The following is a 23221-nucleotide window of genomic DNA, read 5'->3' as shown; positions in this document are numbered from 1 at the left end:
CGGACTAGGTCCGATGCGAACCCCATCCACCGGCTGTCATCCCCGCGAAAGCGAGGATCCATCTTGCCGCCAGCGCGGGCTGAGACGTGGATCCCTGCTTTCGCAGGGATGACAATCGTGGGTGAGGCTCCATCCAATCGCACCACTGGCACCGCCTCCCCCTTGGTGTCACCGGCACGACATATCGGGCGGCTAGGCAGCTTGCTTCCCCCTCAGCAATCCGACCCGTGCCATGTCCATCGACCTCGTCAAGCCCGCTCAGATCGCCCTCCTTGCCGGCCCACCGCAGGAGGAACGCGATCGCCTCGCCGCCCTCGAGCGGATCGAGGCCAACCATGCCGAAGCGCTGGCCGGCCTCAGCTGCCTGCAGCGCCTCGAAGCCCCGGTCTCCGACCTGGGCGAGCCGCTGAGCTTCCCGCTCACCGTCGCCGCCTGGAACCTCGAGCGTTGCTATGCGGTCGAAAAGTCAGGCGATATGCTCGCCCGCGAGGGCGCCGACATCGCGCTGCTCTCCGAGGTGGACAACGGCATGGCCCGCACCGGCCAGCTCCACACTTCGCGCGAACTGGCTGAGCAGCTGGGCATGGCCTACGCCTTCGGCGTCGAGTTCCTCGAACTCGAGCTGGGCGCCGACGTCGAGCTCGAATTCTGCGACGACGATTTCAACGTGCACGGCTTTCACGGGAACGCGCTGCTGGCCAAGACTGCGCTGCAATCGCCGGTGATGATCCGGCTCGAGTCGCATGGCCACTGGTTCACGCCCGAGACGCCGGCCAAGCGCATCGGCACGCGCTGCGCCATTGCCTCGGCGGTCGCGACCACCGAGGGGCCGCTCTATACCGTCTCGGTGCATCTCGAAAACCGCGGCAATGCCGAGTATCGCGAGGGCCAGATCCGGCGTCTCCTCGATGCCATCGACCAGCTTGCCGGCGACGCGCCGGTGATCATCGGCGGCGACCTCAACACCGGCCTTGCCGACAATGGCGATTTCGAGAAGGAAACGCTGTTCGCCCACGCGGCCGGCCGCGGCTACGAGCGCCATGGCGGCCCGCTCGACCAGACGACGACGCGCCCGAGCCGGGTCAGCCGCAACCCGCGCGGGACGTGGAAGCTCGACTGGTTCCTGGCACGCGGACTGCTGGTCGAAGGGAGCCGCATCGTCCCGGCCCTGGCGCCGGACGGCGAGGTGCTGTCGGACCATGAGATGGTGGTGGCGAAGATTGGTGGGTTTCGGGAGTAGATAGAGGGTCGTGCGGCATCGCACCCCCTCTCTGCTGCGACTAACTCGCTAACGCTCGTAAGTCTCGCTTCTCCCCCGCCAAGGGGGAGAGGGTGCGTCTGTCACACACCGGTGGATACAGTGATCTTCTCCCCCTTGGCCGGGGAGAAAGCGAAAACTTGGGCTTAGCGCAGCTAAGTCCTTAGTTTTCGCAAGAGAGGGGGTCCCTGGAGGGCACGATCAAACCTCCTCATCCTCCACCTTGCCCGTCGGCGCGATGTCCATCGCCTCCACCCGCTCGAGCAGCGCGGTGATCCTGTCCACGTTCTCGATATGCCGCGTCTCCATCGAGAAGTTCAGCGTCACATATTCCCGTCCCGGGCAGAACGTGCAGATGTTGGCGGCCGGGTGCCAGGCGCCGCAATAGATCGGCTCCATCATGCCATGCGTCATCGGCCCGTAGGTGCGGTGCGGCGGCACCAGCGTCAGCACGACATGGATGCCGCCATTGAAGCGCCAGAAGCGCTTGCCGGGCAGGAAAGGCAGCGCCTTGTTCAGCCCGCGCAGCGCCTTGAACATCGAGTTCATCATCACCTGGAACTTGGTGATGTCCTTCTGCTCGATCCTGTCCACCGTCGCATCGACAGTGCGGACATACTCAACGAAATCGTCGATGACCTTGAACTTGGCCTCGAGCGCGCGGACGCGGAAGAAGTCGTCGTCGGCATCGTGGCGCTTGCCGTCCAGCATGGTGTAGGCGGCGCCGATCACCTTTTGCGACATGTGGCGCTGGGCGCCTTCCCCGTTGAGCGCGTGGGTCACCAGCGCGAACATCAGCGAGCGCTGGCGCACGCCGAGCTTGTTGGCCAACAGGCGCAGCCGGTGACGCTTGAGCGCCAGCGTCTTGAAGCCCCACGGCCGGTCGGGCGGCGCCAGGAGGTTGGCGAGCGTGACATACATGAAAGTCATGCCCCAGCCGCGCAGGGTGCCCTTGAGGCGGGCGCCGAAGCCGACCTTGTTGGTCTTGTCGCTCATCACGCCGTGGCTGGCATTGGCCGAGCGGGTCAGCAGCGCCGAATCCGAACCTTCGAGCACGGCATGGCTCGAACGCACCTGGATCATCGAGACGCGGCCATCGGCATCGGGGCCACCGCGACGAACAACGGCCGAGACACGGAACAGCGGCAGGTCATCGCGATCGAAGATGTCGGTCGACTTGCTCAGCCACTTGTCCGGATAGCCATCGAACTCGTCGACTTCCTCGACATGGGTGATCGCATCGAGCAGGTGCTTGGGGAACGGCTGGCCGGGACGGGCGCCGACGAAGCCGTGCGTCAGTTGCGGGGCCAGCGCCACCATGTCGGCGACGAGGTTGCTCAGGCTGTCCTTGGTGAAACTCTGGCGCGAGGCGGCGGTGAAGAACACCGTGTCGCGGGCCTCGTAGAGGAACCACTGGAAATCGGTGAACAGCGCCTGCGGGTGCTTGTTGACCGCGGCGAGCGCAAGGTCCAGCAGCTCGGCGTGGTCGTTCGCGAAGCTCGACGACGAGAAGCTCTTCATGGCGGATCCCCCTGTTCCGTTGGGCAGATAGTAATCTACCGCGAGGCCCGGTCAACGATCTGCGGCCAGGGCGCGACGGCACTCGAGCAAGTCGCACGGGCCGCCTGAACCGATTGTGAATGCTCTGACGGCAGCTCGCGCATCGATACCTGCGACCATAGATGCACGCAGGATTGGTTGGCACGGCGCATGCGATTGTTTAGGATGGTTCCAACCTGTGGCAACAAGGCCAAGCGCCATCAATGGCTTGCACCGGCCGCGCGTCGAATTGACCTATGTCAACGCAGGAACAACAGGGTCTAGGTAGCACACGCTATCGGAGGCCGCACCCGGGACGCCTCGCCCCGGCCAAGGTCTGGTTGTCGCGCTTCTGTACGAAATGTCCCCGAAGCGCTTGAGAGAGTGACGAAATGGACTATCGCGGGTTTTTCGAAGACGCTGTCGACGCGTTGCGGCAGGAAAAGCGCTATCGCGTGTTTGCCGATCTCGAGCGCATCGCCGGGCGGTTTCCGCGGGCGATCTATCGCGACGCTTCCGACAACGAGCGCGAAATCACCATCTGGTGCTCGAACGATTATCTCGGCATGGGCCAGAACCCGACCGTGATCGCCGCGATGCAGGATGCGGCGGCTAAGCTCGGCGTCGGCGCCGGCGGCACGCGCAACATTTCCGGCACCAACCGGCCGCTGGTCGAGCTCGAGCGCTCGCTCGCCGACCTGCACCGCAAGGAAGCCGCCCTCGTCTTCACCTCCGGCTTCGTCTCCAACGAAGCCGCAATCTCGACGATCGCGCGGCTCTTGCCCGATTGCGTGATCTTCTCCGACCAGCTCAACCACGCCTCCATGATCCAGGGCGTGCGTCAGTCGGGCATGGAAAAGAAAATCTTCCGCCACAATGACGTCGACCACCTGCGCGAGCTGCTCGCAACGGTCGACCGCAAGCGGCCCAAGCTGATCGTGTTCGAGTCGGTCTACTCGATGGATGGCGACATCGCCCCGATCAAGGAGATCTGCGATCTCGCCGAGGAGTTCGGTGCGCTCACCTATATCGACGAAGTCCATGCCGTCGGCATGTATGGCCCGCGCGGCGGCGGCATTGCCGAGCGCGAGAACCTGATGGGCCGCATCGACATCATCGAAGGCACGCTCGCCAAGGCCTTCGGCGTCATGGGCGGCTACATCACGGCGAACAGGGCAATCATCGACGCGGTGCGCTCCTACGCGCCCGAGTTCATCTTCACCACTGCCCTGCCCCCGGCGCTGTGCGCCGCAGCCCGCACCTCGATCGACCTGCTCAAGGCCTCGGGCGTCGAACGCGCCGGCCAGCAGCGCCAGGCGCAACTGACCAAGGACATCCTCAACGACGCCGGCCTGCCGGTGCTCAAGACCGACACCCATATCGTGCCGGTCATCGTGGGCGATGCCCGCCTGTGCAAGGCCGCCAGCGACATGCTGATGGACAAGCACAACATCTACATCCAGCCGATCAACTACCCCACCGTGCCCAAGGGCACCGAACGGCTGCGCATCACGCCGACCCCGCTGCATACCGACGAGATGATCATCGAGCTCCGCCACGCCCTGGTCAGCGTGTGGGCCAGCCTCGAGCTGCCGCGCGAGCGCCCGGCCCCGAAGGTCACCTCGTCCAAGCTCACCAGCGGCGACCTGACCCTCCCCACCGTCGGCGGCTGATCGCCGGCGGGTAGGACAGAACCGTCATAAACGGGCGCTAGACTTGGTGGATGCCTCCAGCCATGGTCCGCCGCATGCAACTCCGCCTTCACACGCGCTATCAGAACTCCGCCGGCCAGCGCGTGCGCATCGTGCTCAACCTGAAGGGTCTGAGTTACGAGTACGTACCCGTGCCGTCGGCCGCCTCGCCCGAGTACATCGCCATCAACCCGCAGGGGCTGATGCCGGCGCTGGAAATCGATGGACGCATCGTGGCGCAATCGATGGCGATCATCGGGCTGATCGAAGAGCTGTTCCCGCAGCCGCCGCTGCTACCCGAGGATCCCATCGCTCGGGCCACGGCCCGTTCCTTCGCCTACCTGATCGCGGCCGATGTCCACCCGATCAACAATAACCGGGTGCGGAAATATCTCGCCGGACCGATGGGCGCCGACGAAGCGCGGATCACCGCCTGGTATCACCACTGGATCGGGACGGCCTTCCTGAGCCTCGAGACCATGCTGGCCGAAAGCCGGCCCCCGACCCGCTACGCCTACACCGACACGCCCGGCCTCGCCGAAGCCTGCCTCGTGCCGCAGATGGCCAATGCGCGGCGCTTCGGCTGCGACCTCGGCCCCTATCCGCGGCTCGTGGCGCTCGACGAGGCCTGCCGCGACCTGCCCGCCTTCGCCGATGCCGCGCCCGAAGCGCAGATCGATTTTCCGGCCGAGACGGTGAACTAGAGCATTTCACCGTTGATTGAGCCAACCCGGCTCGCCTTTCTCACTGGCTGTCATCCCAGCGAAAGCTGGGATCCAACTCGCAGCTGGCGCGGAAGCAGAAATGAATCCCTGCTTTCGCAGGGATGACAGCTGGCGGTAGGGCAGACCGACTGTGAACCGCTCCAGCAGGGGCGCTGATGGTCAGTTCTTAACCCTACCGCCCCGCATAGAGCTCGCCGGAGCGCGGCGCTGTCCAGTGGTGATGGCCGCAATGCGGGCAAGTTCCCGGCTGCACCCCCGCCGCCACCTCCCGTACCGTGCCACAATGGGTGCAGGCCAGCCTCCCGCCGGCCGGCGTCGCCTGATCCGCCTCTACCATCTCCGGCGGCTCAACCTCTGCCGGTGGCACGATGGGCAGGCCGGGCCGCTCGTCCTTGGCCTTGAACACGGTCAGCACGCCATCGGACTCGATATAGGCGCGTCCAACCTGCCCCAGGTGTTCGATGCCCTTCTCGCGCAGCTCCTGGAACAGCTCGCTCACCCCCATGGTTGTCGAGCCGAAGAACGCCTTGCAGATCACGCCGTCGCGGATCACCTCCTCGGGCGCCCCGTCGAGCACGCGCTCGGCGCCTTTGCTGCGCGCGATGAGGATATCGAGCCCCTTGTTGGCGAACACCACCACCGTCACCACCAGCAACGCGTGCACCAGCGGCACGTCCGGGTAGAACATGGCATCGCCCACGGCCGAACCGAGCGCGATCACCAGCAGGAATTCGATGGTCGACAGCTGCCCGATGGTCCGGCTGCCGAGCCAACGCAGCAGCAACAGTGCATAGACGTAGACGATGAGCGTGCGCAGCACGATCTCGAGCAGGAAGAACGGCGACTCGTCGCCAAACATCATGCGCTGCAGGTCGAAGGCGGCAATAGGCTGATCCACGCTGGAGCTCCGGGGCAGTTATGCCCCGGAAACGTTGCGGCCAGCACCGGCGTTCCGGCGGACCTCGCTTGGGCGAGGCTAAGGATCAACCCGCCGGCGTCAACTGTCACTGGTGAGCACGATCCGCATCAGATCGGCGGTGTTGCGCGCGCCCAGCTTTTCCATCACGCGGGCGCGGTGCACCTCGATGGTGCGCGGCGAAATGCCGAGCTCTCGTCCGGCCTCCTTGTTGGACTGGCCATTGGTGATCAGCTGCAGCACTTCGCGCTCGCGCGGCGTCAGCTGGTCGAAACCGCGGACCTCGATCTGACGCCGCCCGCCCTCGACAGTGCCGAGCTGGATCTCCTGGCGCAGCGCATCACGCACCGAGTTCACCAGCCGTTCGGAATCGATCGGCTTGGGGAACACGTCGGAAGCGCCCGCCTTCATCGCCAGCACGGTGGATTCGATCTCCGGCCGGTCCTCGAGGATGAAGACCGGCGTGCCCGTCCGCATGGTCTTGACCCGCTTGAGGATGGCCAGCCCATCCTCGTTGCCGATGCGAATGTTGATGACGGCGACATCGGGCCGCCGCCGTTCGGCAGCCATCAGGAAGCTCGCGGTATCGACCGAGAATGCCGTCTGGAAACCTTCGAGCCGGAACAACACGCTCAACGCCTCGCAGGTCGCTGCGTCGGCATCGAGAATATGGATCAGACGGTCCCGTAGCAGGTACGGGGGATAGTAGATCGTTTCGGTCACGCCCACCTCCGACCAACATAGCCGTCCACTTCGGCCTGCCTATTCGTACATAGTTCTAAGAACGCGTCGGCCAGTTAATCGACGCCTTGAGCACAATATACTGCTCAACTACCCGTTATTCGGGCGACCCGCCCCGAGTCGAAATATCTGCCACTACAATGCAATAACTCGTGGCCCCATCCGATTGGGCAAACTACGTATATGTCCTCGCTTACCCAAACTAGGCTTAAATACCTTGTTGACGGCGGTCAAGGATTATTTTCCTACAAGCGGGGTATGCAAATGCGTCGCCACGAGCGGCGCGCGGCAGGCGGCAACGACTGCCGCCTGGCCGTTGGCGTGCTATTGCTGCGCCTTGATGGCGTCGCGGATTTCCATCAGCAGCTTCTCCTCGGCCGTCGGAGCCGGCGGCTCGGCGGGGGCAGCGGCTTCCTGCTTGCGCAGGCGGTTGATCGCCTTGACCACCAGGAACAGCACGAAGGCAATGATGGTGAACTTGACGACCGCATTGATGAACAGGCCGTAGTTGAGCGTTGCCACGCCCGCATCCTTGGCCGCCGCAATGCTGGGATACTGCGCGCCTTCGGGCGGCAGGAGCGCCACGAACAGGTTCGAGAAGTCGATGCCGTTCAGGATCAGGCCGATCACCGGCATGAAGACATCGTCGACCAGCGACGAGACGATGGCGCCGAACGCGGCGCCGATGATCACGCCGATGGCAAGATCGACAACATTGCCCTTAAGGGCAAAATCCCGGAATTCCTTCAAGACACCCATGTCAGTCCCCTTCAGTTCGGCGGAACTCGCCCTCTCGGCGCGCCCTTACAAGCCGCGCCACCGATTGAGTTATTCGCGTTCGATCGAACAATGCAACTCAACTGTCGCAGCTGACCGCGCGTATCCAAAGGAAGGGCGACTTTGTATGGCCTTGCCCGGGGAGCGCGCGAGGCCGATATTCGGGACGACAAGGATAACGCATGGTCGACACGCTGATCGATAACAGCATCGATTCGCTCACGCAGGCGATCGACTACATCCCGCAGGGGATCGCGGTGTTCGACCGCGACCTGCGGCTGGTCACGTCCAACCATCGCTATGCCGAGTTGCTCGACGTGCCCGGCGAACTGCTGCGCCCTGCTACTCCACTTTACGACCTGGCGCTTTTCGTCGCGCGCCGCGGCGATCTCGGGCCGGGTGATGCCATCACCCTCGCCGTGCAACGCGTCCACACGCTCACCCAGTCGCACGCCACGGTCAGCCAGCGGCTCGGCACCAAGGGCCAGGTGCTCGAGTTCCATTCCTCGCGCCTGCCCGATGGCGGGCTCGTGATCTCCTTCGCCGACGTCACTGCACGGGTCGAAGCCGAAACCGAGCTTGCCTCGATCAACCAGACGCTCGAGGGCCGCGTGGAGGAGCGCACCTCTGCCCTCATCCAGGTCAACAGCGAACTCGAGGTCGCACGCGCCAAGGCCGACGCCGCCAATCGCGACAAGACCCGCTTCTTCGCCGCCGCCAGCCATGACCTGCTACAGCCGCTAAACGCGGCCCGGCTCTATACCGCCACTCTGGTCGAGCGCGCCGGCGGTACCGGGCTCGACGAGCTGGCGCATTCGATCGAAGCCTCGCTGACCGCGGTCGAGGAGATCATGTCGGCGCTGCTCGATATCTCGCGCATCGATGCCGGAGCGCTGAAGCCGGCGGCCGTGCCGTTCCAGGCGCGCGACCTGATCAAGAAGATCGACGTTGAATTCGCACCGATGGCGATGAAGAAGGAGATCACGCTGCGGCTGGTCGACACCTGCGCGGCGGTAGTCGGCGATCGCTCGCTCGTCGGCCGCATCATCCAGAATCTCGTCTCCAATGCCATCAAGTACACCAAGCCGGGCGGTCGGGTGACGGTGGGCGTGCGCCGGCGCGGCACGCGCATCCGCTTCGACGTCATCGATACCGGCATCGGCTTCAACAAGGACCAGCACGCGCTGATCTTTGCAGAGTTCAGCCGGCTTGAGCACGGTGCCCGCATGGCGCAGGGCCTCGGCCTCGGCCTCTCGATCGTCAAGCGCCTCGTCTCGGCGCTCGGCCTCACCATGGAGCTCGACAGCCGCGAAGGCCGCGGCTCGCGCTTCTCGCTCTATCTGCCGTACCACCGCTCGATGAAGGTCGCGCCCGAAGAGGAAGTGCGCGAGCCGACGTCGAACCTCACCGGATTGAGAATCCTCTGCGTCGACAACGAGCGCGCCATTCTCGATGCGATGGAGGGCCTGCTCGGCGGCTGGGGTTGCGACGTGCGCTCGGCCCGCTCGCTCAAGGACATCGACAAGGACGGCCTGCTGCTCGGCTGGCTGCCCGACCTCGTGTTGATGGACTACCACCTCGACCAGACCTCCGGCCTCGATGCCATCGAGTGGCTCCGCCACAATGTCGGCGGCCACCTCCCCGCGGCGCTGGTCACGGCAGATCGCACCGCCGCGGTACGAGCGCTGGCCGAAGAACGCGGCATCACGGTAGTGACGAAACCGGTGAAGCCTGCGGCACTCAGGGCCACGATCAGCCAGTTGTCCGGCCAGCGCGGGCGGAACCGGGTCGAGGCCTAGAGGGGCGCGGTGGCGCACCGTGCCCTCCAAGACCCCCTCTCTGCTGCGACTAACTCGCTACGCTCGTAAGTCTCGCGTCTCCCCCGCCAAGGGGGAGAGGGGTGCGCCTCACACACGCTGGTGTCTGCGGCGATCTTCTCCCCCTTGGCGGGGGAGAAAGCGAAAACTTGGGCTTGGCGCAGCCAAGTCCTTAGTTTTCGCAAGAGAGGGGGTCCGTGGAGGGCACGGGCGCGCCATCGCCCCCTCTCTGCTGCGACTAGTTCGCTATCGCTCACAAGTCTCGCGCCTCCCCCGCCAAGGGGGAGAGAGTGCGTCTCACGTACGCTGGTGTCCGCGGTGATCTTCTCCCCCTTGGCGGGGGAGAAAGCGAAAACTTGGGCTTGGCGCAGCCAAGTCCTTAGTTTTCGCAAGAGAGGGGGTCGTGGAGGGCACGGGCGCGCCATCGCCCCCTCTCTGCTGCGACTAGTTCGCTATCGCTCACAAGTCTCGCGTCTCCTCCGCCAAGGGGGAGAGGGGTGCGCCTCACACACGCTGGTGTCTGCGGCGATCTTCTCCCCCTTGGCGGGGGAGAAAGCGAAAACTTGGGCTTGGCGCAGCCAAGTCCTTAGTTTTCGCAAGAGAGGGGGGTCCGTGGAGGGCACCGCGCGCCCTCACCCCCCGCTGAGCAGTTCCCCGAACTGGCCTTCCTCGATCTTGCTTGCCGCGATCACCGCCTGGGTGCGGCTGTCGACGTCGAGCTTCTGCAAAATCGCCGAAACATGCGCCTTCACGGTCGCTTCCGAGATCGAGAGCTCGTAGGCGATCTGCTTGTTCATCAGGCCGTCGGACAGCATCATCAGCACGCGCACCTGCTGCGGCGTGAGCGTCGCAAGCCGGCGCATCAGCGCCGACTGGGCGTCCTCGGCCGGGATCTCCATGCCTTCGGGGACATAGACCTCGCCCGAGAGCACCGTCTCGATGGCGCGGCGGATATCGGCCGGACCGACGGACTTGTGCAGATAGCCCGAGGCGCCGAGTTCGAAGGCGCGGCGGATGGTGTTGCCGTCCTCGACCGCCGAAACGATCATCACCGGGATTTCGGGGTACTGCGCCCGCAGCAGCAGCAGGCCGGAAAAGCCGCGCGTGCCGGGCATGTTGAGGTCGAGCAGCACCAGGTCGCAGTCGCGGTCGGCGTCGAGCGCGGCGCTCAGTTCGCTGAGGTCGCCCGCTTCCTCGACCGAAATCGAGGGATCCCCGCCCGCCAGCGTCTGCCGCAGCGCCGAGCGGAACAGCGGATGATCGTCGACGATGATGATGCGCCGTCTGGCCATGGAGCCTCCGTTTGTCGCCTAACTAGCAAGCCTCCGCCCGGTAGAATATCCCACTTAAGGCTGCCGGTCGGCGCGCGATTCGCAAAATGCGAGCGTGCTTAACGTGATGTTTACCATGTTTTTCCAAGAGTGGCCGAATGCTGAAGCCTCAGAAGGGGCTTTCGGCCCCTCTTTCAAGTGCTTGGGATCGACCGATGGCCCGCGCGACATCCACATTCCAGCCCCAGGATTACGGGCAGCCCGGCGGCGAATGGCAGGAATTGCGCGGCGAACTGGTGGCTTTGCTCGATCAGGTCGAGTCGCGCGTCGCCCGTACCAGCCGCGATCCGGGCTATGAAGGCCTCGCCGAACGGATGCGTGACCTACGCCACCAGGTGGGCGATCCCAGCCCCGATTCGCGGCACCGCGAAGCCCTGCGTTCGGTGCAGCGCGCCGTCGAGAAATTCTCCGATCGGGAGCTGCCGGCCGCGCCGCCCCCAAATCCGCGCGACACGCTCGAGGACGCCATCCAGCAGATCCGCGCCCGTCACTTCACTGCGCCCGAGCCCCCCCGTGCTGCGCCTGCCCCTGCCCCGCGCTTCGATGAGCTGGCGGCCTCGGTCGACGGCATCGCCGAACGGCTCGAGCGGCTCGAAGCGGAACTGCGCACGCAGGCCAAAGGCCACACCGCCAACGTGCACGAGATCGCCGAACAGGTGGGTCAGCTGAGCCACGTCGTCGAGTTGCTCGCCGGCGCCGTCGGCGAGACCGGGCAGGTTAAGCGCCTCGAGAACCATATCGCCGGCCTCGTCAAGCTGATCGCCGAAGAACCCAAGGTCGATGCCGAGGCGCTGAACAAGCGGCTCGACGACGTGGCGCTGACGGTCGGCAAGCTCGCGGACCTGCAGAAGCAATATGCCGACCGCTCCGACATGACAGGCATGGCCGCCCGCTTCGACGACGTCTCGGCTACGGTCGGGCGGCTCGCCGATCTGCAGGTACAGTTCGCCGACAAGGTCGCCGCCCCCAATGGCGGGCTCAAGGAAGCGATGGGCGCCGTCGAGGACGGCATCCGCAACATCTACGACCGCGTCGATGCCATAGAGCGGGCCATGGCGATGCCGCCGGCCGAACTCGAGAAGATCACCGCGGAGCTGGCGCGCATTGCGCAGTTGGTCAAGGCGCCGAACCAGCCGCAGGGCCTGATCGAGCTGATCGATGCGCTCCACCAGCGCATCTCCGACATGGAGTCGCGCAGCACCGAAGTGGGTGGCCTGCAGCTCGATATGGAAGCGCTGCGCGTCACCGTGCTCGGCGCCATGGAGCCGCGCTTCGCCAGGCTCGAGACGCAGCTCGAGGCGCTCGGCGACAAGGTGGCGGAACAGCCCTCGATCGAGCCCAGCATCACTCAGCTCGAAGCGCAGGTGCGCCAGCTCGTGGCGCGCATGGACCAGACCGGCGAGCAGTTGACCGGCCTCGCCCGGCTCTACAACACGCCTGCCGCCGCGCCCGACATGGATGCGCTGGCCGACATGGTGGCGACCCGCACGTCGGATGCGGTGAAAAAGCAGCTCCCGATCGCCAGGGCCGGTATCGACGAAGACGGCTATGCCGAGATCGAAAAGCGCGTCAGCCGCCTGATCGATGCCGCCGCCAGGCAGGCGCCGCCGGCAGAAACCGTGGCGCTGCAGGCAACCATCGACGAGGTGGCCGAGCGCCTGCAGCGGCTCGAAACCTCACTGACCCAGCCCGACGCGCCGCAATTGGTGGCCAACATCGCCGCCGAGCCGGTGCCATTCCCGGAGGCGCCGCTCGCCAGGGGCAAGGTGGCGCCGAAGCCGGAACCCACACCGGAGCCTGCGCCCGAGGACGTGGACTCGATCGCGCCACTCATCGAGGCGCTGAGCTTTGATGACGAGAGCGTCGGCCGGCCGCAGCCTGTCAGTTTCGAAGACGCCATGCCCGCCAATCCGGCAGCCGATGCGCCGCTGATCGATACCCCGTTCGGCGATCCCGACCCCGTCGATGCTGCCTTCGAGGCGCTGCGCTCGCCGCGTGCCGACAAGACGATGCCCTCGGCTCCCGATACGCGGCCGGCCTTCGATCCGAGCCTCGCCGAGCGGCCGCCCGAGCCGCGCTCGACCCTCGATCTGCCCGACGACCAGGTCTTCGTCGCCGCGTCCTCGGAGAGTATCGTCGATGTCGTCACCGAGGAATCGGCTCCGAGCCGCAACACCTTCATCGAAGCGCATCGCCGCGCCGCCCGCCAGGCCAGCGCCCGGGCCCAGGCGCCTGCCGACAGCTCATCGCTGATCGGCCGCGCCTTCGCCCGCTTCCAGGCGGGCCAGTCCGATGTTCCGGCGGCCACCGGCCCTACCCCGGAAGCCGCCAAGGCCAAGCCGGCAAAGCCGGCCAAGGTGAAGAAGGCCAAGCCCACCGAGACCAAATCCACCGACGCCGAGCCTGCCGCAGCAAAGCCGAAGCGCTCGCCTTTCGCCTTCCTCGGCGGCAAGGACAAGCGCCAGCTCGCCGGCGACATGGATCCGCCGCAGGCCTGGACTCCGGACGAGGCCGAAGCACGCGAGCTGCCAGCCGCGCCCGAGCCCAGCGTTCCCGAGCTGCGCGCCGGTGGCGGCAAGGCCGAGGGCGGCAGCTTCCTGATGCGGCATCGCCAGCCGATCCTGCTCGCGGCCAGCGTCGTCGCCATTGCCTGCCTCACGCTCAACCTCATCAACCAGCGCATGAAGGCTGCGGACGAAGCCCAGCCGATGGCACAGGCGGTGAAGGATGTCGGCGACGCCACCCTGAAGCCGGTGCCGTTGGCGCAGCAAGGGCTGGAGCTGCCCGCGCTCGGCAAGTCGCGGGCCACACTCGATACGCTCACCACCGCCTCGATCGACGGCACGCCGCAGAAATTCGTCGCCACCGACATCGCACCGCCAATGCCGCAGGCCTTCGAGGCCGCGACGCTGGTCGCCAACGCCGCCGACAATGCCGCGCTTTCCGATATGGTCGAGCCGCTGCTCGATGGCCCGGTGAAGGTCGACCGGCCGCCGGCCGAGGTGGGACCCGAGCCGCTGCTCGCTGCCGCCGCCGATGGGGACGCCCGGGCCCAGTTCGAGGTGGCCGCGATCTACACCGAGGGCCGCGCCGTCCCCGAGGATCTGGTGACCGCCGCCGTCTGGTACGAGCGCGCCGCCAGCCAGGGCTTCGTGCCGGCGCAGTATCGGCTGGGCAACCTCTACGAGAATGGCCGCGGGGTCGAGAAGGATCTCGAGCAGGCCCGCCTCTGGTACCAGCAGGCGGCCGAGGGCGGCAACCGCATGGCCATGCACAACCTCGCCGCCCTTTATGCCGGCGGTGGGCTGGGCGAGCAGCAGTTCGACGCCGCCGCCAAGTGGTTCGAGGAAGCTGCCGGGCGCGGCATGAAGGACAGCCAGTTCAACCTGGGCATGCTCTATGCCCGCGGGCTGGGCGTGAAGCAGGACATGGCGGCTTCCTTCAAGTGGTTCTCGCTTGCCGCCAACCGCGGCGACACCGATGCCGCCAAGGCGCGCGACGACGTCGCGGCCTCGCTCGATGCGGCCGCGGTGCACAAACTCGTCGCCGATGTTGCGGCCTTCAAGCCGATTGCGGTCGACCTCGTCGCCAACTTCGCGCCGATCGGCACCTGGAGCAAAAACTTCGATCCCGGCAAGCCGATCAGCACCCCGAAGGTGGTGATGGGCGTGCAGACGGCGCTGTCACAGCTCGGCTTCGACATCGGCGCGCCCGACGGCGTCGCCGGCGCCAAGACCGCCGAAGCCATCAAAGCCTTCGAGCGCGCTACCGGCATGAGCGAAAGCGGCCAGATCAACCCGCGCCTGCTGGCAGTGCTGGGCAGCCAGCCGGTCTGAAGCAGCCCAGGGCGGGCGCGTCGGGCGGGAGTGTCCACGTCGAACGCAATTACCGATGGGCGAGGCGATCTAGCGGGCCTCGCCTGTGCGTTTCTGGTCGACCTGGAAGGGGCCGGCGATCGGTCCCACCGTGCCAACCATGCCATTGACGGTGCACTTGCTGCCAAAGCTGCCGGATGAGCACGTCACCTGCGGAGCACTGCAGTCATAGCCCTGATACTGGGCGGTGCCGTCGTACCCGGTTCGTGGGACCCAGCATTTGCCATACCGCCTGACGCCGTCCTCGGCGGCCATGGCGCCGCCGGTGACAACAAGCAGGATGACCATTCGCGCAACTATCTTGAACATCAGCATCTTGAAATATTCTCCCGTCAATCTGTCGCCATCTTCCCTCGTGGAGGTGAACCGGCAGGCAACGCGGAGTTCACCCTGAGTTCAGGCGAGCGCAGGTGGGTCGGCTTCGCACCCTCATGGATCGCGGACGTGGGCAAGGAGGTGCCGGCGCAATTCCCGACCCATCCGGTAGGCTAACCAGACCTTTGCTTTTTGCTGCTAAGGCACGATGGCATTTTGCGAAAACCCGTCGCATTTCCGTCGTTCGACAGCGCTAGAGCCCGGGAATGCCCTGATATTTCCGGACCCCCGCCGTGCAGGTCTATCTGCCGATCGCCGAGCTTTCAGTGAACCTGTTCTTCCTGGTGGGAATCGGGGGCGCGGTCGGGTTCCTGTCCGGGCTGTTCGGCGTGGGCGGCGGGTTCCTGCTCACCCCGCTGCTGATCTTTTCGGGGGTTCCCTCCTCGGTCGCCGTCGCATCGGTCACCGGCCAGGTGGTCGCCGCCTCGACCTCGGGCGCGCTCAGCTATTACCGGCGCGGGCAGATCGACCTGCACATGGCGCTCTACCTCGTCCTATCCGGCGTGCTCGGCGCCTTCGGCGGCGTCGCGACCTTCCAGGTGCTGCGCGCCGCCGGCCAGCTCGATCTCGTCATCTCGCTAGGCTTCCTGATCCTGCTCGGCTTTGTCGGCACGCTGATGCTGATCGAATCGGTGCGCGCCATCATGAAGCGGCGCGCCGGCATCGTGGTGCGCGAGAAGCTCCCCAACCAGCATAACTGGTTCCACGGACTGCCGTGGCGCGTGCGCTTCAAGAAATCGCGCCTCTATATCTCGGTGATCCCGGTCATCGTGCTGGGCATCTGCATCGGCTTTGTCGGCTCGCTGCTCGGCATCGGTGGCGGCTTCATCCTCGTGCCGGCGCTCGTCTACATCCTGCGCATGCCCGGCAACGTGGTCATCGGCACCTCGCTGCTGCAGGTGGTGGCGATGATGGCGGCGACCACCATCCTGCACGCCGTGCAGAGCCAGAGCGTCGATATCCTGCTTGCCTTCTGCCTGATGGTCGGCGGTACGGTCGGCGCGCAGTTCGGCGCCTCGGCCGGCAAGTACCTGCGCGGCGAACAGCTGCGCGCGCTGCTGGCGCTGCTCGTCCTCGCCGTCGCGATCCGCTTCGGCATCAACCTCATCATGGCCCCGGCCGACGCCTACTCGACCGCCGTCATCGGCGCGGCGGGGGTGATCTGATGCGCCGGCTGCTGCTCACCGCTCTCGCCCTCATCGCGCTGGCGACGCCCGCTGCAGCGGAGCGGCTCGTCAGCCAGGTGAGCCAGGACGAAGTGTCGATCACCTCGAGCTTTGCGGGCGCCACGCTCACCCTGTTCGGCTCGATCGAACCCGAGGTCGGTGCGACGCAGCGCTTCGTCGAGGGGCCCTACCACGTCATCATCACCGTCGAAGGCCCGCTGCAGAACCGCGTGGCGCGCCGGATGACCAACCAGTTCGGTATCTGGCTCAATACCCAGCAGGCCGAGTTCGAAGGCTTTCCGTCCTTCTACCAGGTGCTGAGCGACGCGCGGCTCAGCGACATCACCGACCCGATCACGCTCGCCGAGAACGAGATCCCGCTCGAAAGCCAGGCGCGCTACTCGGCCAAGGCCGGCTGGTGGGATTCGATCGCCTTCGGACAGGAGCTGGTGCGGCTGATGAGCAAGAAGGGTTTCTTCAAGCTCAACGAAGCCGGCGTCGTGTTCCGCTCCAACACGCTTTATTTCGCCCAGGTCACCCTGCCGGCGGACGCCCCGCCCGGTCCCTATCTGGCGCATACCTATCTGTTCAAGGACGGCCAGATCGTTGCCGAGCGCTCCGAAGGGTTTTCGGTCCGCAAGATCGGCTTCGAACGCTTCCTCGGCGAGTCCGCCCGGCAGTATCCGCTGCTCTACGGCCTCGTCGCCGTGATGCTGGCGCTGTTCACCGGCTGGCTCGGCGGCGTCATCTTCAGGCGCTAGGGCGACGGGCGACTGCGCCCCCTCTCTTGCGAAACACGCATCGATTACCAGCAGCAACGCACCCTCTCCCCTTGGCGGGGGAGACGCGAGACTTGCGAGCGCCAGCGAGTTAGTCGCAGCAGAGAGGGGGGTTGGTGGGCACATACCTCACCAGGCGTCGTACCCCGTCACGAGCCGCTTCGGGCTCACCGGGTAGACCCGGCCTCGCCCGATCATCGCCACTTCGAGGCTCGGCCAGTGCAGCAGGCCGACAAAGGCCGGGCTGAGGATGTTCAACGTGCCGGTCGAGGCGCCATAGGCGGGCAGCACCATGATACGCCCGTCATGCACGAAGCACGGACGGCGCACCGAGCGGCCGTTCATCGCCACATGCGCGGCGGGGTGGAGGTGGCCAGCGATGAGGCCGCTTCCCTGTTTGGGCTGGTGCGTCAGCGTCAGCCCGGCGCGCTCCAACTCCGTAACGCAGCGGCCACCGAGCTCATGCGGGGCGGGATCGTGGTTGCCCGAAATCCAGGTCCAACGCGCCTTGCCCATCAACGCGGCAAGGCGCAACCGGTCGGCCGGTAGCAGGGTGGTCGTCCCCTCGTCGCGGTGAAAGCTGTCGCCGAGCGCAATCACATCCTCGGCTCCGGTGCGCTCTACATCGGCCTCGAGCCGCTTGAGCGTCATGCCGGTATCGTAGGGCGGCAGCAGCGAGCCGCGCTTGGCGAATGAGCTCAGTTTTTCGAGATGCAGGTCGGCGACCAGCAGTGTCCGCTCGGCCGCCCACCACAGGGCGCCCGACGGCAGCGGCTCGAACTGGTGGCCGGCGAACGTGAGCTGCACGGGCGCGCCTTCATCGTCGGTTCGGGCCGTGCGCGCGGCCCAGGCTGCAGTCAATTCGTTCGCCCCCGGTTCCTAACGGCTCGTGCCAACTCCACCGTGTCATCCCCGGCGCAGGCCGGGATCCAGCCTGAGATATCTCCTCCCTCGCGGAAGGCTGAAACATCTCAGGATGGGCCCCGGCCTGCGCCGGGGTGACCCTGTGCGAGGGCCTAGTTCAATGTCACACCCATCGCCTCGGCGATCAGCTCGTCGGCAGCGTCGGTCATGACGCTTTCGCGCGCTTCGCCCGGCACCGGCACCTTGCCGATATCGAGCATCACCGGTACCGCCAAAGGCGAGATTCGGTCGAGCGGCTTGTGCACGATGTGCTGCTTGATGCGGGCGAGAAGGTGGCCGAGCCGCTCGATATCGAGCAGCCCGCGCGCCGCATCGCGTCGCGTCGCCTGGATCAGGATGTGGTCGGGCTCGTGCTGGTAGAGCACGTCGTAGATGATGTCCGAACTGACCGTGATCTGCCGCCCGGTCTTTTCCTTGCCCGGATGGCGCCGTTCGATCAGCCCGGCGATGATGGCGCAGTTGCGGAACGTCCGCCGCATCAGCTGGCTCTCGTCGAGCCAGGCTTCGAGATCGTCGCCCAGCATGTCCTCATCGAACAGGTCGTCGAGCGACAGCTTGCCGCCCCGGATCAGCGATGAGTAATCGCTGAGCCCCCACACGGCGAGCGCATAATCCGAGGCGACAAAGCCCAGCGGCCGGCCGCGGGCCCGCTCGAGCCGCCGGGTCAGCAGCATACCCAGCGTCTGGTGTGCAAGCCGGCCCTCGAACGGGTAGCAGACGAGATAGTTGATGGCGCCGCGTGGAAAGGTCTCGACCAGCATGGAGTCCGGCGGTGGGATCACCGAGGCTTCCTGCTGCAGCCGCAGCCAGTCGCTCACCTGGTCGGGCAGCAGATGCCATTCGTCCGGGTGCGCCAGCAGTTTTCGCACGCCATCGGCGAGGAAGGTCGAGAGCGGGAATTTGCCGCCCATGTAAGAGGGGATCTTCGGATCGCCGCCCTGCGCTCGGCTGACATAGGCCTCGTTCTCGAACATGCCCTCGAAGGCCACCACCTCCGAGCCGAACAGGAAGGTGTCGCCCTTGGTGAGCGTCGTGAAGAAATACTCCTCCATCTCGCCCAGCACCCGCCCGCCGCGCCCGATCGGTCCGGTCGTCGCGCCGCGGGTAAAACCACGCGCCCGCACCAGCCGCACCTTCACCATCGCCTCCTCAATGATGGTGCCGATGTTCAGCCGGTATTGCTGGGCGACCTGCGGGTTGGAGATACGGAACAGGCCGTCATCGGTCTTGCGCAGCTTGGCGTAACGCTCGTAGGCGCGCAGCGCGTAGCCGCCCGTCGCGACGAAATCGACGACGCGCTCGAACGTTTCCCAGCTCAGCTCACGATAGGGCCAGGCGCGGCGGATCTCGTCATAGAATTGCACCGGATCGAACGGGTTGGCGCAGGCCGTACCGAGCACATGCTGGGCCAGCACATCGAGCCCGCCCGATACCGGGTCCTCGCTGTCTTGCGCCCCACGCTCCACGGCCTCCAGCGCAGCCTCGCATTCGAGCACCTCGAAGCGGTTGGACGGCACGAACAGCGCCTTGCTCGGCTCGTCGAGCCGGTGGTTGGCGCGACCGATGCGCTGCAGCATGCGGCTCGCCCCCTTCGGCGCCCCGACCTGCACGACAAGATCGACATCGCCCCAGTCGATGCCGAGGTCCAGCGTCGAGGTACACACCACCGCCCGCAACCGCCCCTCCGACATCGCCGCCTCGACCTTGCGGCGTTGCTCCACCGCCAGCGAGCCGTGATGCATGGCGATGGGCAGCATCTCGTCATTGGCCTGCCACAGCTCCTGGAACAGCAGCTCGGCCTGCGAGCGCGTGTTGACGAAGAGCAGCGTCGTCTTGTGGTCCTTGATGGTCTCGTAGAGCTTGGGGATGGCATAGACCGACGAGTGCCCAGCCCACGGAATATGCGCCTCGGAGCGCAAGATCTCGAGATGCGGCTTGGCCCCGCCCTGCCCCATCAGCAGCCGCGCCTCGGCATGCGGCAGCGGCGTCGAGATCCAGTCGCGCAAGAGGTCCGGCCGGGCCACGGTGGCGCTCAGCGCGGTGATGCGCAGGTCGGGCGCCAGCGTCGCCAGCCGCGCGATCCCCAGCGACATCAGCTCGCCGCGCTTGTTGGTCACCATGGCGTGCAGCTCGTCGAGCACCACGCGCTTCAGCCCCGCAAACATCTTGTCCGCATCGCCATGCGACAGCAGCAGCGCCAGCTGCTCGGGCGTGGTCAGAAGGATATGCGGCGGGTCATAGCGTTGCCGCTGCCGCCGGTGCGAGGGCGTATCGCCCGTCCGCGCCTCGACCTTGATCGGCAGTTTCATCTCGGAAACCGGCGTCATCAGGTTACGCTGCACGTCCACCGCCAGCGCCTTCAGCGGCGAGAGGTAAAGCGTGTGCAGTCCCGGCCGCGGGTTTTCGAGCAGGTCGTTGAGCGTCGGCAAAAACCCCGCCAGCGTCTTGCCGGCGCCGGTCGGTGCGATCAGCAGCGCCGACGCCCCCGCCTCGGTCGCCTCGAGCACGCTCAGCTGATGCGCGCGCGGCGACCAGCCTTTGGCGGCAAACCATTCGGCGATCTTGGGATGAAGGGGCAAGAGATGTTCCCGGTTTGTGCACAGTATGGGGTGCGGGGTCGCCCCCGGCAAGAGCACTTGGCTCCACCCCCTCCCAGCCTCCCCCATCAAGGGGGAGGTGCCGATCGAGTATTTGGCCCAATCTCGCCAAAACACACCGGCGGAACACCTCCCCCCTTGTGGGGGAGGTCGGGAGGGGGGTGGGCCACACGCCCGGAATCCGCTACCCAATTCCCCGGAGGACCCGATGAACGACAACGACCCGGCGCAACTTTCGCTCACCCCCGAAGCCGCGCTCGGCTGGCTCACCGAACAAGCCGAAGCCACGCTCTCCCGCCTCGGCACCCGCGTCGCCATCGGCATCGCCGGAGGCCCCGGCGTCGGCAAATCGACCACCGCCACGCAACTCGTCGAAGCGCTGAACGCAAAGACCCCCGGCATCGCCGCCTATGTCCCCATGGACGGCTTCCACATGCTGCACGCCAAGCTCGAAAGCCTCGGCACGGTGAAGGACAAGGGCGCTCCGCACACCTTCGAGGGCGGCGCATTCGCCGAGTTCCTCGAAGCGCTGAAATCCGCCTCCGGCCCGATCAGCGGCCCCGGCTACTCGCGCGAGATCGAGGACGTGGTGCTCGATGCCTTCATCGTGCCGGCGGCCGCGAAAATCCTCGTCGCCGAGGGCAACTATCTCCTCCTTGCCACCGCCCCCTGGTGGCGCATCAAGCCGCTGCTCGATCTCGCGGTGTTCATCGACGTGCCGCGCGAAAAGGTCCGCGCCCGGCTGCTGAAACGCCACGCCGAGCACGGCCTGTTCACCGAAGAACGCAACCGCGAGCATGTCGAGCGCGTCGACCTGGGCAATTACGACACCGTGCAGCGGAGCAAGAGCCGGGCCGATGTCATCATCGATCTGGTGACGGAGGCGTAGCCGGCGCGTGTGGTTCCCACCCCACCCGCCCGCTTCGCGGGTCCCCCCTCCCCATCATGGGAGGGAAACCCGACTGCTGTCGCTGTGCTTGCGGCTGCCCGCGATTTCCCTCCCCCTTGTGGGGAGGGGGGACCATGCGGAGCATGGTGGGTGGGGGTGGCCCCACGCTCCGGCCTAAATACTCGCCCTACCGCTCGCCCACTCAGCCGTGGTCCGGCCGCTCAGCTCGGCCACCGATTTCAGCCCCTTGCTCCGCACTGCCGCGACCAGCCCGCGCTTGATGCGGTCGAGCAGGTCGAGCCCGCCGAATACCAGCGCCGAGTAGAGCTGGATCGCATCCGCCCCCGCCTCGAATTTTGCGACAGCGCTCTCGGGCGAATAGATGCCGCCCACGCCGACGATGGGCAGCTTGCCGACCCGCTGCCGCACCTGCGCCAGCTTCTGCGTCGACAGGTTGAACAGCGGCTTGCCGGAGAGCCCACCCGTCTCAGTCGCATTCTCCATGCCCATCACCGGGTCGCGGCCAATGGTCGTGTTCGAAACGATCAGCCCGTCGAGATCGGTCGCCAGCACGACGCGCGCGATCCCATCGAGCGCCTTCTCGTCGAGGTCTGGCGCGATCTTCAGCAGCACCGGCACGCGCACCGAAGCCTTGGAGCGCGCCTTCAGCACCGCGGCCAGCAGCCGCTCCAGCGCCTCGTCGGCCTGCAGGTTCCTCAGCCCCGGCGTGTTGGGCGAGGAGATGTTCACGGTGAGGTAGTCGGCCACTTCGGCGAAGCGCGTCACGCCCTTCACGTAGTCGGCGACGAGATCCTCGCTGTCCTTGTTCGCCCCGATATTCACCCCGAGGATGGCGCCGACATGCGCGCCCTTCAGCCGCGCGAATGCCGCATCATGCCCTTCGTTGTTGAAACCCATGCGGTTGATCACACCCTCGGCCGGCGCGATGCGGAACAGCCGCGGCCTGGCGTTCCCGGCCTGCGGGCGCGGCGTCACCGTGCCGACCTCGACCATGCCGAAGCCCATGCGCGCCAGCGGCTTGGGCACTTCGGCATTCTTGTCGAAGCCCGCCGCCATGCCGACCGGGTTCTTGAGGTCGAGCCCGCACAGCGTCGTCCGCAGCTCCGGCGGATCGGCGCCCTCCTGCTCGGGCGCCAGGCCCAGCCGCAGCGCCGCGATGGTCGCGCCATGCGCGATCTCGGGATCCATCTTGAGCAGCGCCTCGCGTGTCAGCCCGGAGACCAGCGGCACGCGGAGCAGCGGGGAGAGGCCGGAAAAGATCACTTCACCCACTCCGGCAGCGTAACGACACCGTCGGCCGGCACGTCGAGATCGATCATGTGGCTCACCACCGACATGGGCAGTTCGCCATACAGATGCGGAAACAGGTCGCCCCCGCGCGACGCCTCCCAGCGCAGCTCGTCCCCGAGCGGCGCCACCGGCACGGCGAACAGCACCTGCCGCTTCAGCCCCGCGAAATAGAGCCGGATGGTCTCGGCCAGCTGCGGCCCGGTCGAAAAGTGGATGTAGCCATCCTTGAGGTCGATCGGCTGGCCGACAAAGGCCTCCGTCTCCAGCGAGGATTCGTACACCTCGCGGCTCGCGACCTTGTAGATATGGTGGGGGGCTGGCACGGATAGCTCCTTCGGAGCAGAAGGTAGAAGGTAGAAATTAGAAGGTAGGAGTCAGGCAGAGGGCTCGCCCTGCCGTACCCGTTCCTACTTTCTAATTCCTACCTCCTACCTTCTCCCTCCCCCCGATCACAAGTTGCTCCACCCGCTTTACAGACTCCTCCTCACCCCGTAGATAGGACTAGTTTCC

The 23221-nt window shown here is 66.2% G+C and carries 18 protein-coding genes; 8 read left to right on the top strand and 10 right to left on the bottom strand.

The window, feature by feature from the left end:
- Nucleotides 1–232: 232 nt before the first annotated feature.
- Nucleotides 233–1240, top strand: coding sequence for an endonuclease/exonuclease/phosphatase family protein (locus AC3A6I_RS03715; protein ID WP_487541838.1), 1008 nt, complete (start codon nt 233–235; stop codon nt 1238–1240).
- A gap of 219 nt (nt 1241–1459) precedes the next feature.
- Here AC3A6I_RS03715 and AC3A6I_RS03710 read toward each other — a convergent pair whose 3' ends face one another.
- Nucleotides 1460–2779, bottom strand: a complete 1320-nt coding sequence (locus tag AC3A6I_RS03710) for a hypothetical protein (RefSeq protein WP_487541837.1) — start codon at nt 2777–2779, stop codon at nt 1460–1462.
- Between the two features lie 410 nt (nt 2780–3189).
- On the opposite strand from AC3A6I_RS03710, the gene hemA reads away from it, so the two are divergent.
- Nucleotides 3190–4470, top strand: a complete 1281-nt coding sequence (gene hemA, locus AC3A6I_RS03705) for a 5-aminolevulinate synthase (RefSeq protein ID WP_487541836.1) — start codon at nt 3190–3192, stop codon at nt 4468–4470.
- A gap of 74 nt (nt 4471–4544) precedes the next feature.
- Complete coding sequence (maiA, locus tag AC3A6I_RS03700; RefSeq protein ID WP_487541835.1) at nt 4545–5192, top strand: maleylacetoacetate isomerase; 648 nt, start codon at nt 4545–4547, stop codon at nt 5190–5192.
- A gap of 193 nt (nt 5193–5385) precedes the next feature.
- Here maiA and AC3A6I_RS03695 read toward each other — a convergent pair whose 3' ends face one another.
- The 3 genes from AC3A6I_RS03695 to mscL all read right to left on the bottom strand — a co-directional run bounded on the left by AC3A6I_RS03695 (nt 5386) and on the right by mscL (nt 7629).
- Nucleotides 5386–6111 carry a DUF421 domain-containing protein gene (locus AC3A6I_RS03695; protein ID WP_487541834.1) on the bottom strand — a complete coding sequence of 242 codons (726 nt, stop codon included), beginning with the start codon at nt 6109–6111 and terminating at the stop codon, nt 5386–5388.
- 99 nt (nt 6112–6210) lie between these two features.
- Complete coding sequence (locus AC3A6I_RS03690) at nt 6211–6852, bottom strand: response regulator transcription factor (RefSeq protein ID WP_487541833.1); 642 nt, start codon at nt 6850–6852, stop codon at nt 6211–6213.
- Nucleotides 6853–7194: 342 nt separating this feature from the next.
- Nucleotides 7195–7629 (bottom strand): large conductance mechanosensitive channel protein MscL, encoded by a 435-nt coding sequence (mscL, locus tag AC3A6I_RS03685; protein WP_487541832.1) that lies wholly within the window; start codon nt 7627–7629, stop codon nt 7195–7197.
- 200 nt (nt 7630–7829) lie between these two features.
- On the opposite strand from mscL, the gene AC3A6I_RS03680 reads away from it, so the two are divergent.
- Complete coding sequence (locus AC3A6I_RS03680) at nt 7830–9446, top strand: ATP-binding response regulator (RefSeq protein ID WP_487541831.1); 1617 nt, start codon at nt 7830–7832, stop codon at nt 9444–9446.
- 650 nt (nt 9447–10096) lie between these two features.
- On the opposite strand, the gene AC3A6I_RS03675 is transcribed toward AC3A6I_RS03680, so the two are convergent.
- Nucleotides 10097–10756, bottom strand: coding sequence for a response regulator (locus tag AC3A6I_RS03675; protein ID WP_487541830.1), 660 nt, complete (start codon nt 10754–10756; stop codon nt 10097–10099).
- Between the two features lie 194 nt (nt 10757–10950).
- Here AC3A6I_RS03675 and AC3A6I_RS03670 point away from each other — a divergent pair, with 194 nt between their 5' ends.
- A complete protein-coding gene (locus AC3A6I_RS03670; protein ID WP_487541829.1) occupies nt 10951–14631 on the top strand; it encodes a peptidoglycan-binding protein in 3681 nt (1226 codons plus the stop codon).
- A 69-nt stretch (nt 14632–14700) separates the two neighbouring features.
- Here AC3A6I_RS03670 and AC3A6I_RS03665 read toward each other — a convergent pair whose 3' ends face one another.
- Nucleotides 14701–14985 (bottom strand): hypothetical protein, encoded by a 285-nt coding sequence (locus AC3A6I_RS03665; RefSeq protein ID WP_487541828.1) that lies wholly within the window; start codon nt 14983–14985, stop codon nt 14701–14703.
- Between the two features lie 293 nt (nt 14986–15278).
- Between AC3A6I_RS03665 and AC3A6I_RS03660 the strand changes: the two genes are divergently transcribed.
- Together AC3A6I_RS03660 and AC3A6I_RS03655 are read left to right on the top strand one after the other, a co-directional pair.
- Nucleotides 15279–16211 (top strand): sulfite exporter TauE/SafE family protein, encoded by a 933-nt coding sequence (locus AC3A6I_RS03660; RefSeq protein WP_487541827.1) that lies wholly within the window; start codon nt 15279–15281, stop codon nt 16209–16211.
- Nucleotides 16211–16972, top strand: a complete 762-nt coding sequence (locus tag AC3A6I_RS03655) for a TIGR02186 family protein (protein ID WP_487541826.1) — start codon at nt 16211–16213, stop codon at nt 16970–16972. The genes AC3A6I_RS03660 and AC3A6I_RS03655 overlap by 1 nt, the downstream gene beginning before the upstream one ends.
- Before the next feature lie 147 nt (nt 16973–17119).
- Here AC3A6I_RS03655 and pdeM read toward each other — a convergent pair whose 3' ends face one another.
- Both pdeM and AC3A6I_RS03645 read right to left on the bottom strand, forming a co-directional pair.
- Entirely contained in the window at nt 17120–17797 is a 678-nt protein-coding gene (gene pdeM, locus AC3A6I_RS03650) for a ligase-associated DNA damage response endonuclease PdeM (protein WP_487541825.1), read from the bottom strand.
- A 209-nt stretch (nt 17798–18006) separates the two neighbouring features.
- Nucleotides 18007–20493, bottom strand: coding sequence for a ligase-associated DNA damage response DEXH box helicase (locus tag AC3A6I_RS03645; RefSeq protein ID WP_487541824.1), 2487 nt, complete (start codon nt 20491–20493; stop codon nt 18007–18009).
- Between the two features lie 226 nt (nt 20494–20719).
- Here AC3A6I_RS03645 and AC3A6I_RS03640 point away from each other — a divergent pair, with 226 nt between their 5' ends.
- Nucleotides 20720–21400, top strand: coding sequence for a nucleoside/nucleotide kinase family protein (locus AC3A6I_RS03640; protein ID WP_487541823.1), 681 nt, complete (start codon nt 20720–20722; stop codon nt 21398–21400).
- Nucleotides 21401–21574: 174 nt separating this feature from the next.
- Here AC3A6I_RS03640 and AC3A6I_RS03635 read toward each other — a convergent pair whose 3' ends face one another.
- Both AC3A6I_RS03635 and AC3A6I_RS03630 read right to left on the bottom strand, forming a co-directional pair.
- Nucleotides 21575–22651, bottom strand: a complete 1077-nt coding sequence (locus AC3A6I_RS03635; protein WP_487544977.1) for a quinone-dependent dihydroorotate dehydrogenase — start codon at nt 22649–22651, stop codon at nt 21575–21577.
- 29 nt (nt 22652–22680) lie between these two features.
- Nucleotides 22681–23034, bottom strand: a complete 354-nt coding sequence (locus AC3A6I_RS03630) for a DUF952 domain-containing protein (RefSeq protein WP_487541822.1) — start codon at nt 23032–23034, stop codon at nt 22681–22683.
- Nucleotides 23035–23221: the final 187 nt, after the last annotated feature.

This window comes from Devosia sp. Soil_C_22 (assembly GCF_057657195.1).
The sequence above is the reverse complement of the archived record's forward strand: the minus strand, read 5'-3'. Positions and strand labels throughout refer to the sequence as shown.